This window comes from Rhodanobacter sp. Soil_C_14 (genome assembly GCF_057657335.1).
This window is the reverse complement of the sequence record NZ_JBDGIQ010000001.1, coordinates 913,428-928,570: the sequence shown is the minus strand read 5'-3', so window position 1 is coordinate 928,570 and position 15,143 is coordinate 913,428. Positions and strand designations below refer to the sequence as shown.

Below are 15,143 nucleotides of genomic sequence, written 5' to 3'. Positions count from 1 at the left end.
TCCCCCGCCATTCGCAGCCGCATGTCCGACCTGATCCTGTACCAGCGCGACTACTGTCACTTGTGCGATCTCGCCCTGGCGGTGATGGCCGAGGCGCGCGCGCCGGAGTTCGACAGCGAATGGGTGGACGATTCGGCCGAACTGGAGCAGCGCTATGGCACCCGCGTGCCGGTGCTGCGCGATACGCGCGACGGGCGCGAGCTGGACTGGCCGTTCGATGCGGCCGCGGTGCGCACGTTCCTCGCGAAGTGAGCTCCCTCCCCTGCGCAGCAGGGGGAGGAAAAAAGCGGCTACCCGCGCCGGCTTTTCAAGCGCTTCAGGATTTCCTCGCGCGCCTCGCGCAAAATCGAATCACGATCGAGGCTGGCCACGATGTCGGCGACGGCGCGCTTGGCGCCCGCTTCGCCCCAGGATTTTCCGCCGACCAGATAGCGCTCCGCGGCGCGGCCGATCAGCACGGTGGCGTACCAGCCCAGCGCGCCCTGCGCCGCGGCGGTGACCACGACGGACAATCCGGCGCTGACGCCTTTCAAGGCCGAGGCGACCAGTTGCATGCCCCAGATCGCGCCCATCAAGGCGGCCAGCTGGGCGGAAATCACCGCGACCAGCCGGCCGGATTCGGCTCGGGTCAGCGGCAGGCCGTAGACGCGCGACAGTTGCACCACCATCGCCGCATCCAGCCCGGCGGCGGCCAGCAGGTCCGCGACCGGGATCGGGTTCAGCGCCACCGCGACGCCCTTGGCGATGCAGTAGTGATGGATCAGTTTGGCCGCCACCGCCTTGCGGGTTTCGGCGATGCGCGCGCTGACCTGGTCGGTGAGCCGGCCGGCGTACAAGCCGGCGTTGATCGCCGACAGCGCCTTGCCTTCACGGGCGGCGATCGCCAGCAGGCGCTCGCGCAGCGCGGCGACGTCCGGCGTGCGCGCCTGTTCGCGCTGCTGTTCGTGGCCGCGGGCGTCGACTTCGACCACGCGTTGCGGGGCCGGGTGGGCCGCCACCGCCAGCACGTCTTCGGCGCGCACCAGCCCGGCCACGCGCAGGCGCAGGTGTTCGAGCAGGCCGTCCAGTTCGTCGCGGCCGTAGCGGTCGGCCTTGTTCAGTGCGAGCAGCAGCGGGCGCTGGGTCGCGGCGAGATTTTTCAGCGCATCGAGTTCTTCGCGGGTAAGGTCGCCGTCGCAGACGAAGATCACCAGGTCGCTGACCTCGGCCACCTCGAACGCGAGTTTTTCGCGGGCCTCGCCGTCGAGTTCGTTGATGCCGGGCGTGTCGATCAGCACCAGGCCGTCGTGCTGGGCCTCATCGAGCATGGCGTGCTCGGCATCGGTGGTGGTGCCGTGCAGGACGCCCACAGTGAACGCCTCGCGGCCGAGCAGCGCATTGCCCAGCGCCGACTTGCCCGCGGAGACGCGGCCGAACACGGCAACGTGCAGTTCGCCACGCTGGAGCTTGTCCAGCATCTGTTCGATGCGGCTGAAATCCGTGGCCAGTTCGCTGCGTACCGACGCCGGAATGCCCGGGTCATCCAGCAGGGCGCGCAGGCTGTCGGCCACCTGGGCGGAGCCCGCGTTCGCGCGCGCGGGCGGCGTGGTGGCCCGTTCGGCACGGCCGCTGCCGACCCATCCGCGCAGGCGCCGCCACAGGCTGTCGTTCGGCATCGGGCGGCTTACTTCGCCGCCAGCTGCAGATGCGCGGTGACCTTCACGTCGCCGCCGATCACCGAGGTGTCGGCGTAGTCGCCGGTGCCCACGCCGAAGTCCAGCCGCTTCACCGTGCCGGCCACGTCCAGCGTGGCGCCGCCGGCCTGCGGCTTGAACGTCACGTCCAGGCTCACCGGCTTGCTGATGCCGTGCAGGGTGAGCGTGCCGTCGGCGATCACCTTGCCGCCGACCTGGCGGAAGCCGGTGGTGACGAAGTGTGCCTTGGGGAATTTCGCCACGTCGAAGAAATCCGAGCCGGGCAGCGCGCTGTCGCGATCGCTGTCGCCGGTCTTCGCGCTGGCCAGGTCCACCTCGACGTCGAACTTCGAGCTGGCGAGGTTCACGGCGTCGTAGCTGATTGCGGCGGTCCACCGTCCGAACTTGCCGTCGAACGATTCGCCCTGGAAGGTGTTGCTGAAACCTAGCGTGCTGGATGCCGGTTGCACCGTGTAGTCGGTGGCCGCGGCAGCAAGGGGCAGGCCGAGGGCGAGCAGGATGGCGAGTCGTTTCATGAGCGGTCTCCTTCGGAAGTCGGACGGCCAAATGGCAGCATCCGGCGCAGCACGTTGTCATGGTCGAACACATGATGCTTCAGCGCGGCGCCGACGTGGGCCACCAGCAGCAGGATGAGGAACCAGAACAGGTACTCGTGCACGCCGTGCGCGAAGTGGCGCAGCTCGTCGTTCTTCGCCGCCAGCGCGGGCAGGTTGAACTGCTTGAACCATTGCAGCGGCTTGCCAGTGACCGAGTTGAACCACCAGCCGCTGAGCGGAATCGCCACGATCAGCAGGTACAACAGGGCGTGCACGATGCGCGCGCTCCATTGCTGCCAGCGCGGCGCCGCCTCTTCCAGCGGGCGACCGTCGCGCCAGCGCCAGAGCACGCGCAGCAGCACCAGCGCCAGCACGGTCAGGCCGATCGACTTGTGCAGGGCCAGCCAGTTGATCTTCTGCATCGGCGAACCGGCCAGGTCCATCAGCAGGCCGAATACGCCGTTGCCGAGGATCGCCAGCGCGATGGTCCAGTGGAAGAACTTCGCCACCGAACCCCATTGGCGTTCGTTGCTGCGCAGGCTCATGGATTCTCCTTGTTGGATGGCATGGCGTGGCCGTCGCGGACGGCCTCCAGCTCCAGCCACACGCTGACCTGGGCGCCGATCGAGTTGGGGTTGGCGGTGATGCCGTAGTCGTTGCGGTCGAGCATCGCGGTGGCCGAGAAGCCGATGACTTCATGGGTTTCGTAAATCGTCCTGGCCGCCCGGTTGAAGGTGAACGCCAGGTCCAGCGGCCGGGTGACGCCGTGCAGGGTCAACTGGCCATGCAGCACACCGTGCCGCTCATCCTTGCGCTCGACACCGGTGCTGACGAAATGCGCCTGGCGGTGGCCCGCGCAATCCAGCAGGGACGACTTGCACACGGCCTTGTTCCAGTCGGCATCGCCCATGTCGACACCGGCCAGGTCGATATCCAGCTCGGTCGCGGCGCTGCTCCAGTCCTTCGGATCGAAGCGCAGCCAGCCGCGCGCGATATGCAGCCGTCCGAACGGCCGCGAATAACCGTTGTGGCTGATGCTGAAGACAACCTGGCTGTGCACGGTGTCGTAGCGCCAGGTATTTTCCGCGGCACGCGCCGTCGCCAGCGGCAACAGGATTGCCGCGAGGCACCACAGCCAGCGGGTTGGGCGCAAGCAGGACATGGGCGAAGTCTGGCCGATCGGCGGCGCGGCTGCCAGCATCAGGGGGTGAACGGTGGGTTTCTCTGGTGATCGTACGGGGGCGGGTGGGGGCGTTTCCTGCGCCCGGCTCCGGTTGGAACGGGGGCATGCCTGCTGACACCCTTGTAACGGCGCCCCGCGCGTTCGTCATTCCGGAGAAGGTGGGAATTGCGTTTGATGCTTTTGCCTGCCCTTGTGCATCAGAGCAAAGCTTTCGTCCTCCTGCGGAGGGCGAGTCACTTTCTCTTTGAGTGGCCAAAGAGAAAGTAACCCAAGAGAAAGGCCACCCCGCTTCCGCGCCTTGCGGACATCGGGCAACCGCTCCTGCGTTGCCTCAACTCCGGCATCCATGCCGTCGCCTGTCCGCAAGGTTCGCGAGTCGGGGCCGGGCTTTTCGACAGGGCATCCTGCCCTGGCGAAAAGGAGCCGACATCCCTGTCGGCTCCCGCTACGCGGCCTGTCGCCCCCGCCTCGCCGCTGCAGAGGGGCCCCGGTAGAGCAGCGGGCCATCGTGGCCCGCACTCTTCAGAAGAGCCGGATCAAGAGCAGAGCGGCGGCAACCCGGAGCTTTTGCTCTGGTTTTTGCCTTTGCATTTCAGCTTCATCACCGAGTGCGGGCCACGATGGCCCGCTGCTTTACCGGGGTCCCTTGTGCGGCGGTGAGGCGGGGTCGACAGGCCGCGCAGCGGGCGTTGCCACGGATGGCAACGCCTTTTCGCACGGGCAGGATGCCCGTTCGAAAAGCCCGGCCCCGGCTCACGGACTTGTTGGGCAGGATGCCCAACAAGCGCCAAGCGGGGTGGCCTTCTCTTTTGGTTACTTTTCTCTTGGCCACGCAAGAGAAAAGTGACTCGGTCGCCGAAGGCGATCGACCGCTCTGCACTTGAGCTTCTCTTTCAAGTCATGGGGGGTTCAACTGCAGCACACACCGTGCGCGGCACCTCAATCCGCGCGCTCGTGTACCGCTTCCATCGTCAACGCGGCCAGCTGGCGCAGGCGGTTGCCGCCGGCGTCGGCGAGCAGTTCCTTGAGGCGGGCGCCCGCATCGTCCTGGTCCAGGCTGTGCCGCTCAGCCAGCGAGGCCGCCAGCGCGCGGCCCATCGAGTCGAAGATCAGCGCGTAGGCGAACGCGTGCAGCACGCCACCGCCCAGCGTGCCCAGGCCGGGGAACGCCTTCAGCGCGTTGCCGGCCACGGCCAGCACGATCGAGCTGCCGCTGCGCAGGGTGAGCTTCGCCTGCTGCACGAAATCCTCGATCTGCACCTCGCTGACTTTCACGCCGTAGAGTTCGGCCAGCGCGCGGGTGAGGCCGGTGGCCAGCACGCCCTGGATCACCAGGTCGCTGCCCGGCGCCACCGCGGCCAGCGCGCCGACGATGGCGCGGCGCGCGTACTTGCGCACGATGCGCTCGGCGGCTTCGGCCCGGGTCTGTGCTTCGAGCATGCCGGTGCGCTGGTGCAGGCCGGCCAGTACGGCGTTCTCGCGCAGGTCTTCCAGGCCCTCGGCACCCGGTGCGGTGAGCCGGGCCAGTGCCTGCAGCAGCGGTTCGATCGCCGGCTTGCGCTGGCGTTCCACCGACTCGGTGCTGCCATCGGCCAGCTGGCGCTGGTAGCGCTCGCTGCCGCCGGCGCTGATCGCCAGCACCGCACCGGCGATGCCGCGCGCATGCCGGCGCAGGCGCTCCAGCAACGTCTCCTGCTCGGCGTCGCTCCACTGGTCGGCCTTGTTCAATACCAGCAGCAGGGGCTTGCCGAAATCGGCGAGCCAGCGCAGTTCGTCGGCCTGGCCCCGGTTGAGATCGCCGGCGCACAGGTAGATCACCGCGTGCGCCCGCAGCGCCTCTTCGCGGGCCAGCGTTTCGTGCGTCTCGCCGCCGCTTTCGCGGCTGCCCGGCACGTCGGCCAGCACCAGGCTGCGACCGTCGGCGAGCGTGCCGTCGTAGTGGCCCACGGCGCGGGTGGTGCCGCCGCGCGCGTCGCTGGCGACCTGCGCCTGCGGGGCCAGCGCGCGGATCAGGCTGGATTTGCCGGTGGAGATTTCGCCGAACAGCGCCACGTAGACGCGGGCGCTGGCGCGGCGGCGATCGAGTTCGCCCAGTTCGGACGCCAGCGCGCCGGTATCCGCGCCGTGCTCGCGCAACTGGCCGATGCGCTGTTCCAGGCTGCCGCGATCGGGTATCGGCAGCGGTCGCCGCTTGCGCCGGGGACGCAGCAGCCACCACAGCACGCTGAGGCCCGCGGCGGCGAACACCAGCAGCACGCCGCCCAGGGTCCATTGCAGCCAGGTGGGCAGTTCGAGGAAACGCTGGGCCAGCGCCAGCGCACGTTCGGCGGCGGCGAACAGCAGCCACAGCAGTGCGGCCAGGCTCAGGGCGGTGAACAGCAATCGCAGGCGTCGTGACATGGGGACATTCTAGCCAGCTTGCGTTCGCGCGCCGGCGGGAGCTTCGGCTCGCGCTGGCAGCCCGGTTTTGGCACTATCGGACGGGGCGATCGGGTCGTTGATGGCGCCGGCATGTTGCCGTGCGACTTCGCCAAGGGGAATTATGGGGAGCGGAACGAGATGGTTGGCCAGGATGGCGTTGGCGCTCGCCTGGTTGCTGTCCGGGCTGGCGGCAGCCGCGGTCGCCCCGTCGGCGGGCGCGGGGGCGCGCTCGTCCGATCCGCTGCCGACGCCGCAGTTCCGCCGCTATCAGACCTCCGATGGACTGCCGGGCAGCACGGTGTATGCGGTGGCGCAGGATCACCAGGGCGCGATGTGGTTTGGCGTCGGCGTCGACCTGGTGCGTTTCGACGGCGTGGACTTCCGCGTGTTCGGCCACCACTCGGATGATCCGGCCTCGCTGCCCGAAGGTACGGTGTACAGCCTGTTCGTCGACCGCGCCGGTGAGCTGTGGGTGGGCGGCTTCGGTTCGGGACTGAACCGCTACCGGCGCGACACCGCCGACTTTGCGCATTGGCGGCACGATCCGGCCGACCCGCGCAGCCTGGCCAGCGACAACGTCTGGTCGACGACGCAGACCGTGGACGGCACGCTGTGGGTGGCCACCGATGCCGGACTGGACCGGATGCTTCCCGATGGCCGGCATTTCGAGCATGTCGGCAATCCGCTGGAGAAGGACCCCGCCACAGGATTCGGTGCCGTGCGCGCCCTGCTGGCGCGGCCGGACGGAAGCTTGTGGATCGGTTCCAGCCAGGGCCTGTTCGTGCGCGGGGCGGATGGCCGCGTGCGCCAGGTGACGATCGATCCGCACCTGCAGAATCTCAAGATCTGGCGCATCCAGGCCGATGGCGACGACGTACGCATCGCCGTGCGTGGCGGCCTGCTGCGAATGGATGCCAGCGGCGCGGCGATGCTGTACCAGCCCACGCAGGTTCCCGCCACCGACGTGTACAGCAGCACGCTGGACCAGGCGGGCAACCTGTGGATCAGCACGCGCAGCGGGCTCTATCTGGACGACGGCCGGGCGCAGATCCACGCCATTGCCGGCCAGCCCTTGCTGCTGGGCAGCCTGCCGGCGCAGCAGGTGTGGCAGTCACTGTGCGACAGCGAAGGCGGGCTGTGGTTCGTGATGGGCGATGGCGGCATTGCCTACCTGGCGCCGGGCTGGAACCAGTTCACCCGCTTCACCCACGTGCCGGATGATCCGCACAGCCTGCGCGACAACATGGCGTCGTCGGTGCTGGCTGGCACGGATGGCTGGTTGTGGGTGGGCGGACACGAACTGGTCGACCAGCTCGACCCGGTCACCGGCGACGTGCGGCACGTGGTCTCGGGCTTGCAGGGCAACGTGCTGGACATGGTGGAGGACGCGCGCCAGCGGCTGTGGATCGTCAGCGAAGGCGGCGTCTATCGCTATGCCGGCGGCAAGTTGCAGCAGGTGGATGTGGCTGCCGCGGGCGCCACCCATCCGCGTCGCGTGGCCGTGGGGCCGGATCAGCGGATGTACCTGGTGTCCAATCGGGATGGCCTGTTCCGCATCGATCCGGACACCATGGCGGTCGATCCGCAGCCGGTGGCGCCCGCCGACGAAACCGGCTTCGTCGGCAACCGGCTGACCCACTGGAACAGCCTGGGCTGGTACGTCGACAAGGGCACGCTGCTGCGCTGGCAGGCGGCTGCCGGCAAGCTCGAACCGGTCGCCGGCCTGTCGGACGAAGGCTATGTCTACGCGCTCGAGGTCACCGCCGACGGGTTCTGGGCAGCGCGCAACAAGATGTTCGAGCGCTACCGGCTGGACGGCGACAAGGTGGTGCGCGAACAGCTGGTGCCGATTCCGCCGAGCTGGCCGTCGATGGTGCTGATCGCCCTGCACGTCGACCACGAAGGACGTTTCTGGCTGTTCTGCAAGAACGGCCTGTGGCGGTTCGACCCGGCCAGCGGCGAGCTGAAATCCTTCGGCCTGCGCAATGGCCTGGTCAATGGCGAGGTGCGCGGCGACTCGCCGGCGATGATGCCCGACGGCACCATCTACGTGGCCAGCCTGGGTGGCGTGTTCGGTTTCCAGCCGGACCGCGTGCCTGCCATCGCCGGCCCGGCGGGCGTGGTGATCACCGCGGCCAGCGTGCGCCGCGACGGCGCGATCCATGAGCTGCCGATCCAGGCGGCGCCGATCCAGCTTGCCTGGAGCGACCGCGAGCTGCGCTTCGAGGCGCGCTCCAGTTCGTACGTGGACCCGGGTGCCAATCGCTATCGTTTCCGCTTGCGGGGGTTCGACCGCAACTGGGTCGACACCGGCAACCACGGCGAGCGCGAGTTCGCCGGTCTGGGCGCGGGCGACTACACGCTGGAAGTGCAGGCCGCCGGCGCCAATGGGCGCTGGGCCGACCTGCAGCAGCCGCTGCGCATCCACGTCGAAGCGCCGCCGTGGCAGCGCTGGTGGGCGTGGCTGGCCTACCTGTTGCTGCTGGCGGTCCTGGTCGGCGTGATCCTGCGCGGTTGGCGCCGGCGCCTGGCGCAGCGTCATCACATGCAATTGGTCGACCAGCAGCGGCAGATGGCCGAGGCGGCCAGCGCGGCGAAGACCCAGTTCCTGGCTACGCTGAGCCACGAGATCCGCACGCCGATGACCGGCGTGATGGGCATGGCCGAACTGCTGCTGAGCACGCCGCTCAACCCGCTGCAGCACGACTACACCCAAGCCATGCAGCGCTCCGGCACGATGCTGCTGAAGCTGCTCAACGACGCGCTGGACCTGGCCCGCATCGAGGCCGGCCGGCTGGAGCTGGAGCCGGTGGCGTTCGAACCGCGGCAGCTGCTGGAAGAGGTGGCGCAACTGGAGCAGGGGCTGGCGCATGCGCGGGGCCTGCGCTTCGTGCTGGACGCCGCCGCCGACCTGCCGCCGCAGTTGCTCGGCGATGCGCTGCGGATCAAGCAGGTGCTGCTGAACCTGGCCAACAACGCGCTGAAATTCACCGAGCAGGGCAGCGTCACCCTGCGTGCGCAACGGATCGATGGTGGCCTGCAATTCAGCATCATCGACACCGGCCCGGGCATTCCCGAGGCGAGCCAAGCGCGCCTGTTCCAGCGCTTCGAGCAGGTCGAGGGTCCGCAGCGCCGGGCGGGCAGCGGTCTGGGCCTGGCGATCTGTCGCGAGCTGGTGGACATGATGGGCGGCAGCATCGAACTGGAATCGCGGCTCGCCCACGGCAGCACGTTCCGCGTGCGGCTGCCGCTGGCCGAGCCGCCGGCGCCGCTGCCCACGGCGGTACCGTCTTCCGACCGCTGCTACCGCCTGCTGCTGGTGGAGGACGACACCATCGTGGCGGCGGTGATCCGCGGCCTGCTGGAACGCGAACGGCACGCGGTGGTGCACGTGGTGAACGGCCTGGCCGCGCTGGCAGAGCTGGCCCAGTCCAGCTTCGATGCCGTGTTGCTGGATCTGGACCTGCCGGGCGTGGACGGTTTCCAGATCGCCCGGTTGATCCGCCAGCGCGAACACCGGCAACAGCACCTGCCGATCATTGCGGTCACCGCGCGCTCGGGCAACAAGGACGAGGCGATGGCCCGCGACGCGGGCATGGACGGTTTCCTGCACAAGCCGCTGACCGGCGAGCAGTTGAGCCAGGCGCTGGCGCGGGTGATCGGATCGACGTCGAACGCCCCCGTCGTTCCGCAGGAGACGGACTGATGCTGGCGGCCGCCTTGCTGGGCATGGCGCTGGCCCTGGGCGCGGCCGTGCCCGGCACGCCGGAGGTCGCCGCGGCCGTCGCGCCCGCGGCGAACCTGCCGGTGAACGGACTGTTGCCTACGCCGCAATTCCGCCGCTACGCCACTACCGACGGCCTGCCCAGCAGCAGCGTGTACGCCGTGGTGCAGGATCGCGACGGCGCGATCTGGTTCGGCACCAAGGGCGGCATCGCCCGTTACGACGGCGTCGACTTCAAGGTGTTCCGGCACGCCGTCGACGACCCCGGTTCGCTGTATGACAACGGCATCGCCAGCCTGCTGTTCGATCGCGACGGCACGCTGTGGGCGGCCGGTCTGGAGGCGGGGCTGAACCGCTACGACGCCGCCAGCGGCCACTTCACGCACTGGGGCAACGATCCGCATGATCCCGCCAGCCTCAGCAGCGACAAGGTCTGGTCGATGGTTGCCGACGCCGACGGCAACCTGTGGATCGGCACGGTGCGGGGCCTGGACCGCATGCGGCCGGATCATCGCGGTTTCGAGCACGTGACCAATCCCCTGCTGGGCACCGACCCGGCCGCGTTCGGGCTGGTCGCTGCGCTCTACGTCGACGCCCGCCAGCAGTTGTGGATCGGCAGCAGCCGTGGCCTGTTCCGTCGCGACATCGCCGGCAGCATGCATCGGGTTTCGCAGGCCGGCACGGCCTTGCCGATCGATGCCTGGCATATCGATGGCGACGCCGGCGAGATCCGCGTCGAAAGCACCCATGGCCTGCTGCTGGTGGGCAGCGACGACGTGGCGCGCCCGCTGGCCAGCGCCGGAGCACCCGATGGCAACGTGTTCGCCAGCGCCCGTGACCGCAGCGGGCGCCTGTGGATCGGCACCCAGCACGGACTGTTCGTGCAGATGCAGCCGTCGGCGCCGATGCTGGCGGTGACCGACCAGCCGGTGCTGCACGGCGATCTGCCCGGCACCTGGGTGTGGTCGATGCTGGTCGACCACGAGGGCGGGCTGTGGGTGACGATGCTGGACGGCGGCGTGGGCTACCTCGCGCCCGGCTGGAACGACACCAGCCGCTTCACCCATATTCCGGACGACCCGACCAGCCTGCGCGATTCGATCGTCACGGCGATGGCGCGCGGACACGATGGTCGTGTCTGGGTCGGCGAACGCTCCGGCCGCGTGGACAAGCTCGATCCGCACACCGGCAAGGTCGAGCATGTGCTGTCCGGTCTTGGCGGCGACGTGCTGGGCATGACCCAGGACCCGCAGGAGCGCCTGTGGATCGCGGTGCGTGGCGCACTTTACCGCGACACCCTGGGCCAGCCGCCGCAGCGCATCGACCCGGAAGGCCACTGGCTCAAGCATCCGCTGGAAGTGGAGCCCGGCCCGGATGGGCGCATGTACGCGCGCACGTTCGGCGAAGGTCTGTTCCGCATCGATCAGGACACCCTGGCGGTGACCCGGGTGGCGATGGACCAGCCGAACCAGCGCGTCTTGTGGGGCAGCCAGCTCACCCTGCATGGCGGCTACTTCTGGTACGCCAGCGATGGCGGCATGTTGCGCATGAGCCCCGATCGCGACCGCTTCGAGGTGATCCCCGGGGTCACCAACGACCGGGCGGTGAACGCGTTCGATTTCGACGACGGCGGCATCTGGATGGTTCGCCCCGAAGCTCTCGAACACTATCACTACCGGGACGACGCACTGGTGCTCGATCGCACCGTCGACGCCTCGCAGGGCTGGCCGTCCATCAACGTGGTCGACTTGCAGATCGATGTCATGCAGCGGATCTGGATGCTCGGTCACGACGGCTTGTGGCGGTTCGATCCGCGCACCGGCCAGTTCCGTTCATTCGGCCTGCAGAACGGCCTGGCCAACGGCGAATTCTCCCGCGGCTACGCCGTCATGCCCGACGGCAACCTGTATGCGCCGACGCTGGGCGGCGTGGCCGGCTTCAACCCCGACCGCATCCGTGACGACACCACCGTGTCACCGCTGGCGGTCACTCAGGTCAGCGTGCGTCGCGACGGCAAGCTGCAGCCACTGGCGCCGCAGCAGACGATCACCCTGGGCTGGAAGGATCGCGGCCTGTACGTGGCGACGCGGCTTTTCTCCTACGTCGATCCGGCGGCGAACCACTATCGGTTCCGCCTGCGCGGTTTCGACAGCACATGGATCGACAACGGCAACCACGGCGAGCGCGAGTTCACCGGGCTCGGCGCGGGCGACTACACGCTGGAAGTGCAGGCCGCCGGCGCCAACGGCCAGTGGGTGCACCTGGCTCATCCGCTGCAGATCCAGGTACAGGCACCGCCCTGGCAGCGCTGGTGGGCGTGGCTGGGTTACGTGCTGATCGCGTTGCTGGGCATCTGGTTCGGCCTGTGGATCTGGCGGCGCCGGCTGGCGCGGCGGCACCACGTGGCGATGGTGGAACAGCAGCGGCAGATGGCCGAAGCCGCCAGCGCGGCGAAGAGCCAGTTCCTGGCCACGCTGAGTCACGAGATCCGCACGCCGATGACCGGCGTGATGGGCATGGCCGAACTGCTGCTGAGCACGCCGCTCAACCCGCTGCAGCACGACTACACCCAGGCCATGCAGCGCTCCGGCGGCATGCTGCTGAAGCTGCTCAACGATGCGCTGGACCTGGCCCGCATCGAGGCCGGCCGGCTCGAACTGGAACCCTCGCCATTCGATCCGCGCCAGCTGCTTTCCGAAGTGGCGCAGCTGGAGCAGGGCCTGGCCCACGCGAAGGGCCTGCGCTTCGTCCTGGAGATGTCCGACGACCTGCCGGCGCAATGGCTGGGCGATGCGCTGCGCATCAAGCAGGTGCTGCTGAACCTGGCCAACAATGCGCTGAAGTTCACCGAGCATGGCGAAGTGATCCTGCGCGCGCGGCGATCCGCCGACGGCCTGCTGTGCAGCATCAGCGACACCGGTCCGGGCATTTCCGAGGCCAGCCAGGCGCGGCTGTTCCAGCGCTTCGAGCAGGCCGACAGCCCGCAGCGCCGGGTCGGCAGCGGGCTGGGCCTGGCGATCTGCCGCGAACTGGTCGACATGATGGGCGGCTCGATCGAACTGGAGTCGCAGCTCGGTCACGGCAGCACCTTCCATGTGCACATGCCGCTGGCCGAGCCGGCGGTGGCGATGCCGGTGGACGAGTTCGCCAGCGGCCGGCACTACCGCCTGCTGCTGGTGGAGGACGATCCGATCGTGGCCACGGTGATCTGCGGCCTGCTGGAACGCGAAGGCCACAAGGTCAAGCACGTCGGCAACGGCCTGGCGGCGCTGGGCGAACTGGCCCATGCGCCGTTCGACGCCGCGTTGCTGGATCTGGACCTGCCGGGCGTGGACGGTTTCCAGATCGCCCGGCTGATCCGCCAGCGCGAGCACGCGGGCCAGCACCTGCCGCTGCTGGCGGTCACCGCCCGTTCGGGCAACGGCGACGAGGCGAAGGCGCGCGAGTCGGGCATGGACGGGTTCCTGCGCAAGCCGGTCAGCGGCGAGCAGCTGATCACGGCGTTGGCGCGCGTGGTGCCGGGCACCGTGGCCAGCGAGGAATTGCCCGCCTGAACTACATGTCGTGCTTGCGCACCTCGAAGCCGAGGCGCTGGTATTCGCGCCAGCGCGCCCGCGAACCCTCGCGCGCGTCCGGGTCGGCGGCCACCACTTCCAGCACGCGCTGGTAGTTGCCGGGGGCGCAGGCCTCGCGCAGGTTGATCACCAGCGGGCGGTCCGCCGTGTCCACGCCCGGCGGCACGATCAGCACGGCGGTGTGTTCGTCGTCGTCATCGCCGGCCAGCTGGTGCGGGATCATCGCGTCGTCGTCGAATGCCCACAGCAACTCGTCCAGTTCCTCGGCCTCGCTGAAATCGCGGGTGAGGATCAGCGTGGGCTGCTGCGCCGCGAACGCCTTCTTCGCCAGCTCGCAGGCCAGCAACAGCGGCTGTTCGCGGAAGCGCGGCTTGTCGATCAGGTAGAAGTCGGCACGCATGGAAGCCGGGAATCGGGAATGGGGAGTCGGGAATAGTAAAGGCAAAAGCCGCGCTGCGTTCCTGGCTTTTCCGATTCCCTATTCTCGATTCCCTATTCCCTGTCCAGCAGCCACTGCGCCAGCAGCGCCACCGGGCGGCCGGTGGCCAGGCCCTTGCGGCCTTCGTCCCAGGCGGTGCCGGCAATGTCCAGGTGGGCCCAGCGCTGGCCGTCGGTGAAGCGCGACAGGAAGCAGGCGGCGGTGATCGCACCGGCGCTCTTGCCGCCGATGTTGGCGACGTCGGCGAAGCCGGAGTCGAGCTGGGCCTGGTAGTCGTCCCACAGCGGCAGGCGCCAGGCGCGGTCGAGCGTTTCCTCGCCGGCGGCGAGCAGCTCGGCGGCGAGGTCGTCGTGCTTGCTCATCAGGCCGCTGGCGTGCTTGCCCAGCGCGATCACGCAGGCGCCGGTGAGCGTGGCCGCATCGATCAGCGCCTGCGGCTGGTACGTCTGCGCGGTGTACGTCAACGCGTCGCACAGGATCAGCCGGCCTTCGGCGTCGGTATTGAGCACTTCGATGGTGAGGCCGGACAGGCTGGTCAGCACGTCGCTGGGGCGGTAGCTGTCGCCGTCGGGCATGTTTTCCACGGCCGGCACCACGCAGACCAGGTTGAGCTTGAGGCCCATCTTCACCGCGGCCACGAACGCGCCCAGCACGCCGGCGGCGCCGCCCATGTCGAATTTCATTTCCTCCATGCCGGCGCCGGGCTTCAGGCTGATGCCGCCGGAGTCGAAGGTGACGCCCTTGCCGACGAACGCATACGGCTTGTCGCCGTCGCTGCCGCCCTTGTACTCGAGCGCGATCAGGCGCGGCTTGTTGACCGAGCCGCGGCCCACGGCGAGCAGCGAGCCGAAGCCCAGCTTCTCCATCGCCACTTCGTCGAGCACGGTGCAGCTGACCTTGTCGTGGCCGTCGGCGAAGGCCTGCGCCTGCGCCGCGATGTGGGCCGGGTTGCAGATGTTCGGCGGCAGGTTGGCCAGCTCGCGGGCGAAGCGCACGCCCTCGGCGATCGCCACGGCCTGCGCCAGTCCGCTGGCGGCTTCGTCGCCGCCGGCGAAGGTCAGCCGGGCCAGTTCGACCTGCTTGCTCCGGTCGCGGGGCTTGAAGGTGGCGGTGTAGCGATAGGCCGCGTAGTCGCTGGCCAGTGCCGCGATGCGCACGCGCCACGCGCTGTCGCGGCCGGGCACGTCGACACCACTGAGGCAGGAGACGGCATCGGCCACCGGCAGCCGACCCAGTGCGCGCGCAGCCTCGATGTTCACCTTCTGGTAGCGCGCCGCGTCGAACGACTTCTGCGCACCCAGGCCCACCACCAGCACGCGCCGTGCGGCGATGCCGGCCGGCGCGAACAACATCGTGGTCGAGCCGGCCTTGCCGCTGATGTCGCCGCTTTCGATCTGGCGCCTGATGGCGCCGCCGCTGGCGTCGTCCAGCTGGGCAGCCGCGCTGGTCAGCACGCCCTGTTCGTACACGCCGACCATCACGCAGGCACTGTCGACGGTGGCGGGGGCGATGCTGGCGAGGCTGAACTGAAGTGTCATCGGAGGGTTCCTGCATGAGCCCGGCAATGGCCG

10 protein-coding genes are annotated in these 15,143 nt (G+C 69.0%); 3 read left to right on the top strand and 7 right to left on the bottom strand.

The genetic code is table 11. The annotated features are described in order from the left end of the window. The first annotated feature begins 21 nt into the window (after positions 1-21). Positions 22-252 (top strand): glutaredoxin family protein, encoded by a 231-nt coding sequence (locus AC3A56_RS04335; protein WP_056713862.1) that lies wholly within the window; start codon positions 22-24, stop codon positions 250-252. A gap of 38 nt (positions 253-290) precedes the next feature. Here AC3A56_RS04335 and AC3A56_RS04330 read toward each other — a convergent pair whose 3' ends face one another. The 5 genes from AC3A56_RS04330 to AC3A56_RS04310 all read right to left on the bottom strand — a co-directional run bounded on the left by AC3A56_RS04330 (position 291) and on the right by AC3A56_RS04310 (position 5,813). Beyond that, positions 291-1,655: a DUF697 domain-containing protein gene (locus AC3A56_RS04330; protein ID WP_487769446.1), complete on the bottom strand. Its 1,365-nt coding sequence runs from the start codon at positions 1,653-1,655 to the stop codon at positions 291-293. An 8-nt stretch (positions 1,656-1,663) separates the two neighbouring features. Continuing rightward, a complete protein-coding gene (locus AC3A56_RS04325) occupies positions 1,664-2,209 on the bottom strand; it encodes a YceI family protein (protein ID WP_487769445.1) in 546 nt (181 codons plus the stop codon). Beyond that, the gene (locus AC3A56_RS04320) at positions 2,206-2,775 is read right to left on the bottom strand and encodes a cytochrome b (protein WP_487769444.1); all 570 of its coding nucleotides are present in this window, start codon (positions 2,773-2,775) and stop codon (positions 2,206-2,208) included. The genes AC3A56_RS04325 and AC3A56_RS04320 overlap by 4 nt, the downstream gene beginning before the upstream one ends. Further along, a complete protein-coding gene (locus AC3A56_RS04315) occupies positions 2,772-3,392 on the bottom strand; it encodes a YceI family protein (RefSeq protein WP_487769443.1) in 621 nt (206 codons plus the stop codon). The genes AC3A56_RS04320 and AC3A56_RS04315 overlap by 4 nt, the downstream gene beginning before the upstream one ends. Positions 3,393-4,352: 960 nt before the next feature. After that, positions 4,353-5,813, bottom strand: coding sequence for a GTPase (locus AC3A56_RS04310; protein WP_487769442.1), 1,461 nt, complete (start codon positions 5,811-5,813; stop codon positions 4,353-4,355). A 172-nt stretch (positions 5,814-5,985) separates the two neighbouring features. Here AC3A56_RS04310 and AC3A56_RS04305 point away from each other — a divergent pair, with 172 nt between their 5' ends. Beyond that, complete coding sequence (locus tag AC3A56_RS04305) at positions 5,986-9,540, top strand: hybrid sensor histidine kinase/response regulator (protein WP_487769441.1); 3,555 nt, start codon at positions 5,986-5,988, stop codon at positions 9,538-9,540. Continuing rightward, positions 9,540-13,112 carry a hybrid sensor histidine kinase/response regulator gene (locus tag AC3A56_RS04300; protein ID WP_487769440.1) on the top strand — a complete coding sequence of 1,191 codons (3,573 nt, stop codon included), beginning with the start codon at positions 9,540-9,542 and terminating at the stop codon, positions 13,110-13,112. Before AC3A56_RS04305 ends, AC3A56_RS04300 begins: the two co-directional genes overlap by 1 nt. A 1-nt stretch (position 13,113) precedes the next feature. On the opposite strand, the gene AC3A56_RS04295 is transcribed toward AC3A56_RS04300, so the two are convergent. Together AC3A56_RS04295 and AC3A56_RS04290 are read right to left on the bottom strand one after the other, a co-directional pair. After that, on the bottom strand, positions 13,114-13,533 hold the full coding sequence (locus AC3A56_RS04295; protein WP_056713677.1) for a DNA polymerase III subunit chi: 420 nt from the start codon (positions 13,531-13,533) through the stop codon (positions 13,114-13,116). A 92-nt stretch (positions 13,534-13,625) separates the two neighbouring features. After that, positions 13,626-15,110, bottom strand: coding sequence for a leucyl aminopeptidase (locus AC3A56_RS04290; RefSeq protein WP_487769439.1), 1,485 nt, complete (start codon positions 15,108-15,110; stop codon positions 13,626-13,628). Positions 15,111-15,143: the final 33 nt, after the last annotated feature.

Coding starts and splice junctions, on each gene's coding strand:
- AC3A56_RS04335 (WP_056713862.1), top strand. CDS start 22: ATGTCCGACCTGATCCTGTACCAGCGCGACTACTGTCACTTGTGCGAT.
- AC3A56_RS04325 (WP_487769445.1), bottom strand. CDS start 2,209: ATGAAACGACTCGCCATCCTGCTCGCCCTCGGCCTGCCCCTTGCTGCC.
- AC3A56_RS04330 (WP_487769446.1), bottom strand. CDS start 1,655: ATGCCGAACGACAGCCTGTGGCGGCGCCTGCGCGGATGGGTCGGCAGC.
- AC3A56_RS04295 (WP_056713677.1), bottom strand. CDS start 13,533: ATGCGTGCCGACTTCTACCTGATCGACAAGCCGCGCTTCCGCGAACAG.
- AC3A56_RS04290 (WP_487769439.1), bottom strand. CDS start 15,110: ATGACACTTCAGTTCAGCCTCGCCAGCATCGCCCCCGCCACCGTCGAC.
- AC3A56_RS04315 (WP_487769443.1), bottom strand. CDS start 3,392: ATGTCCTGCTTGCGCCCAACCCGCTGGCTGTGGTGCCTCGCGGCAATC.
- AC3A56_RS04300 (WP_487769440.1), top strand. CDS start 9,540: ATGCTGGCGGCCGCCTTGCTGGGCATGGCGCTGGCCCTGGGCGCGGCC.
- AC3A56_RS04320 (WP_487769444.1), bottom strand. CDS start 2,775: ATGAGCCTGCGCAGCAACGAACGCCAATGGGGTTCGGTGGCGAAGTTC.
- AC3A56_RS04305 (WP_487769441.1), top strand. CDS start 5,986: ATGGCGTTGGCGCTCGCCTGGTTGCTGTCCGGGCTGGCGGCAGCCGCG.
- AC3A56_RS04310 (WP_487769442.1), bottom strand. CDS start 5,813: ATGTCACGACGCCTGCGATTGCTGTTCACCGCCCTGAGCCTGGCCGCA.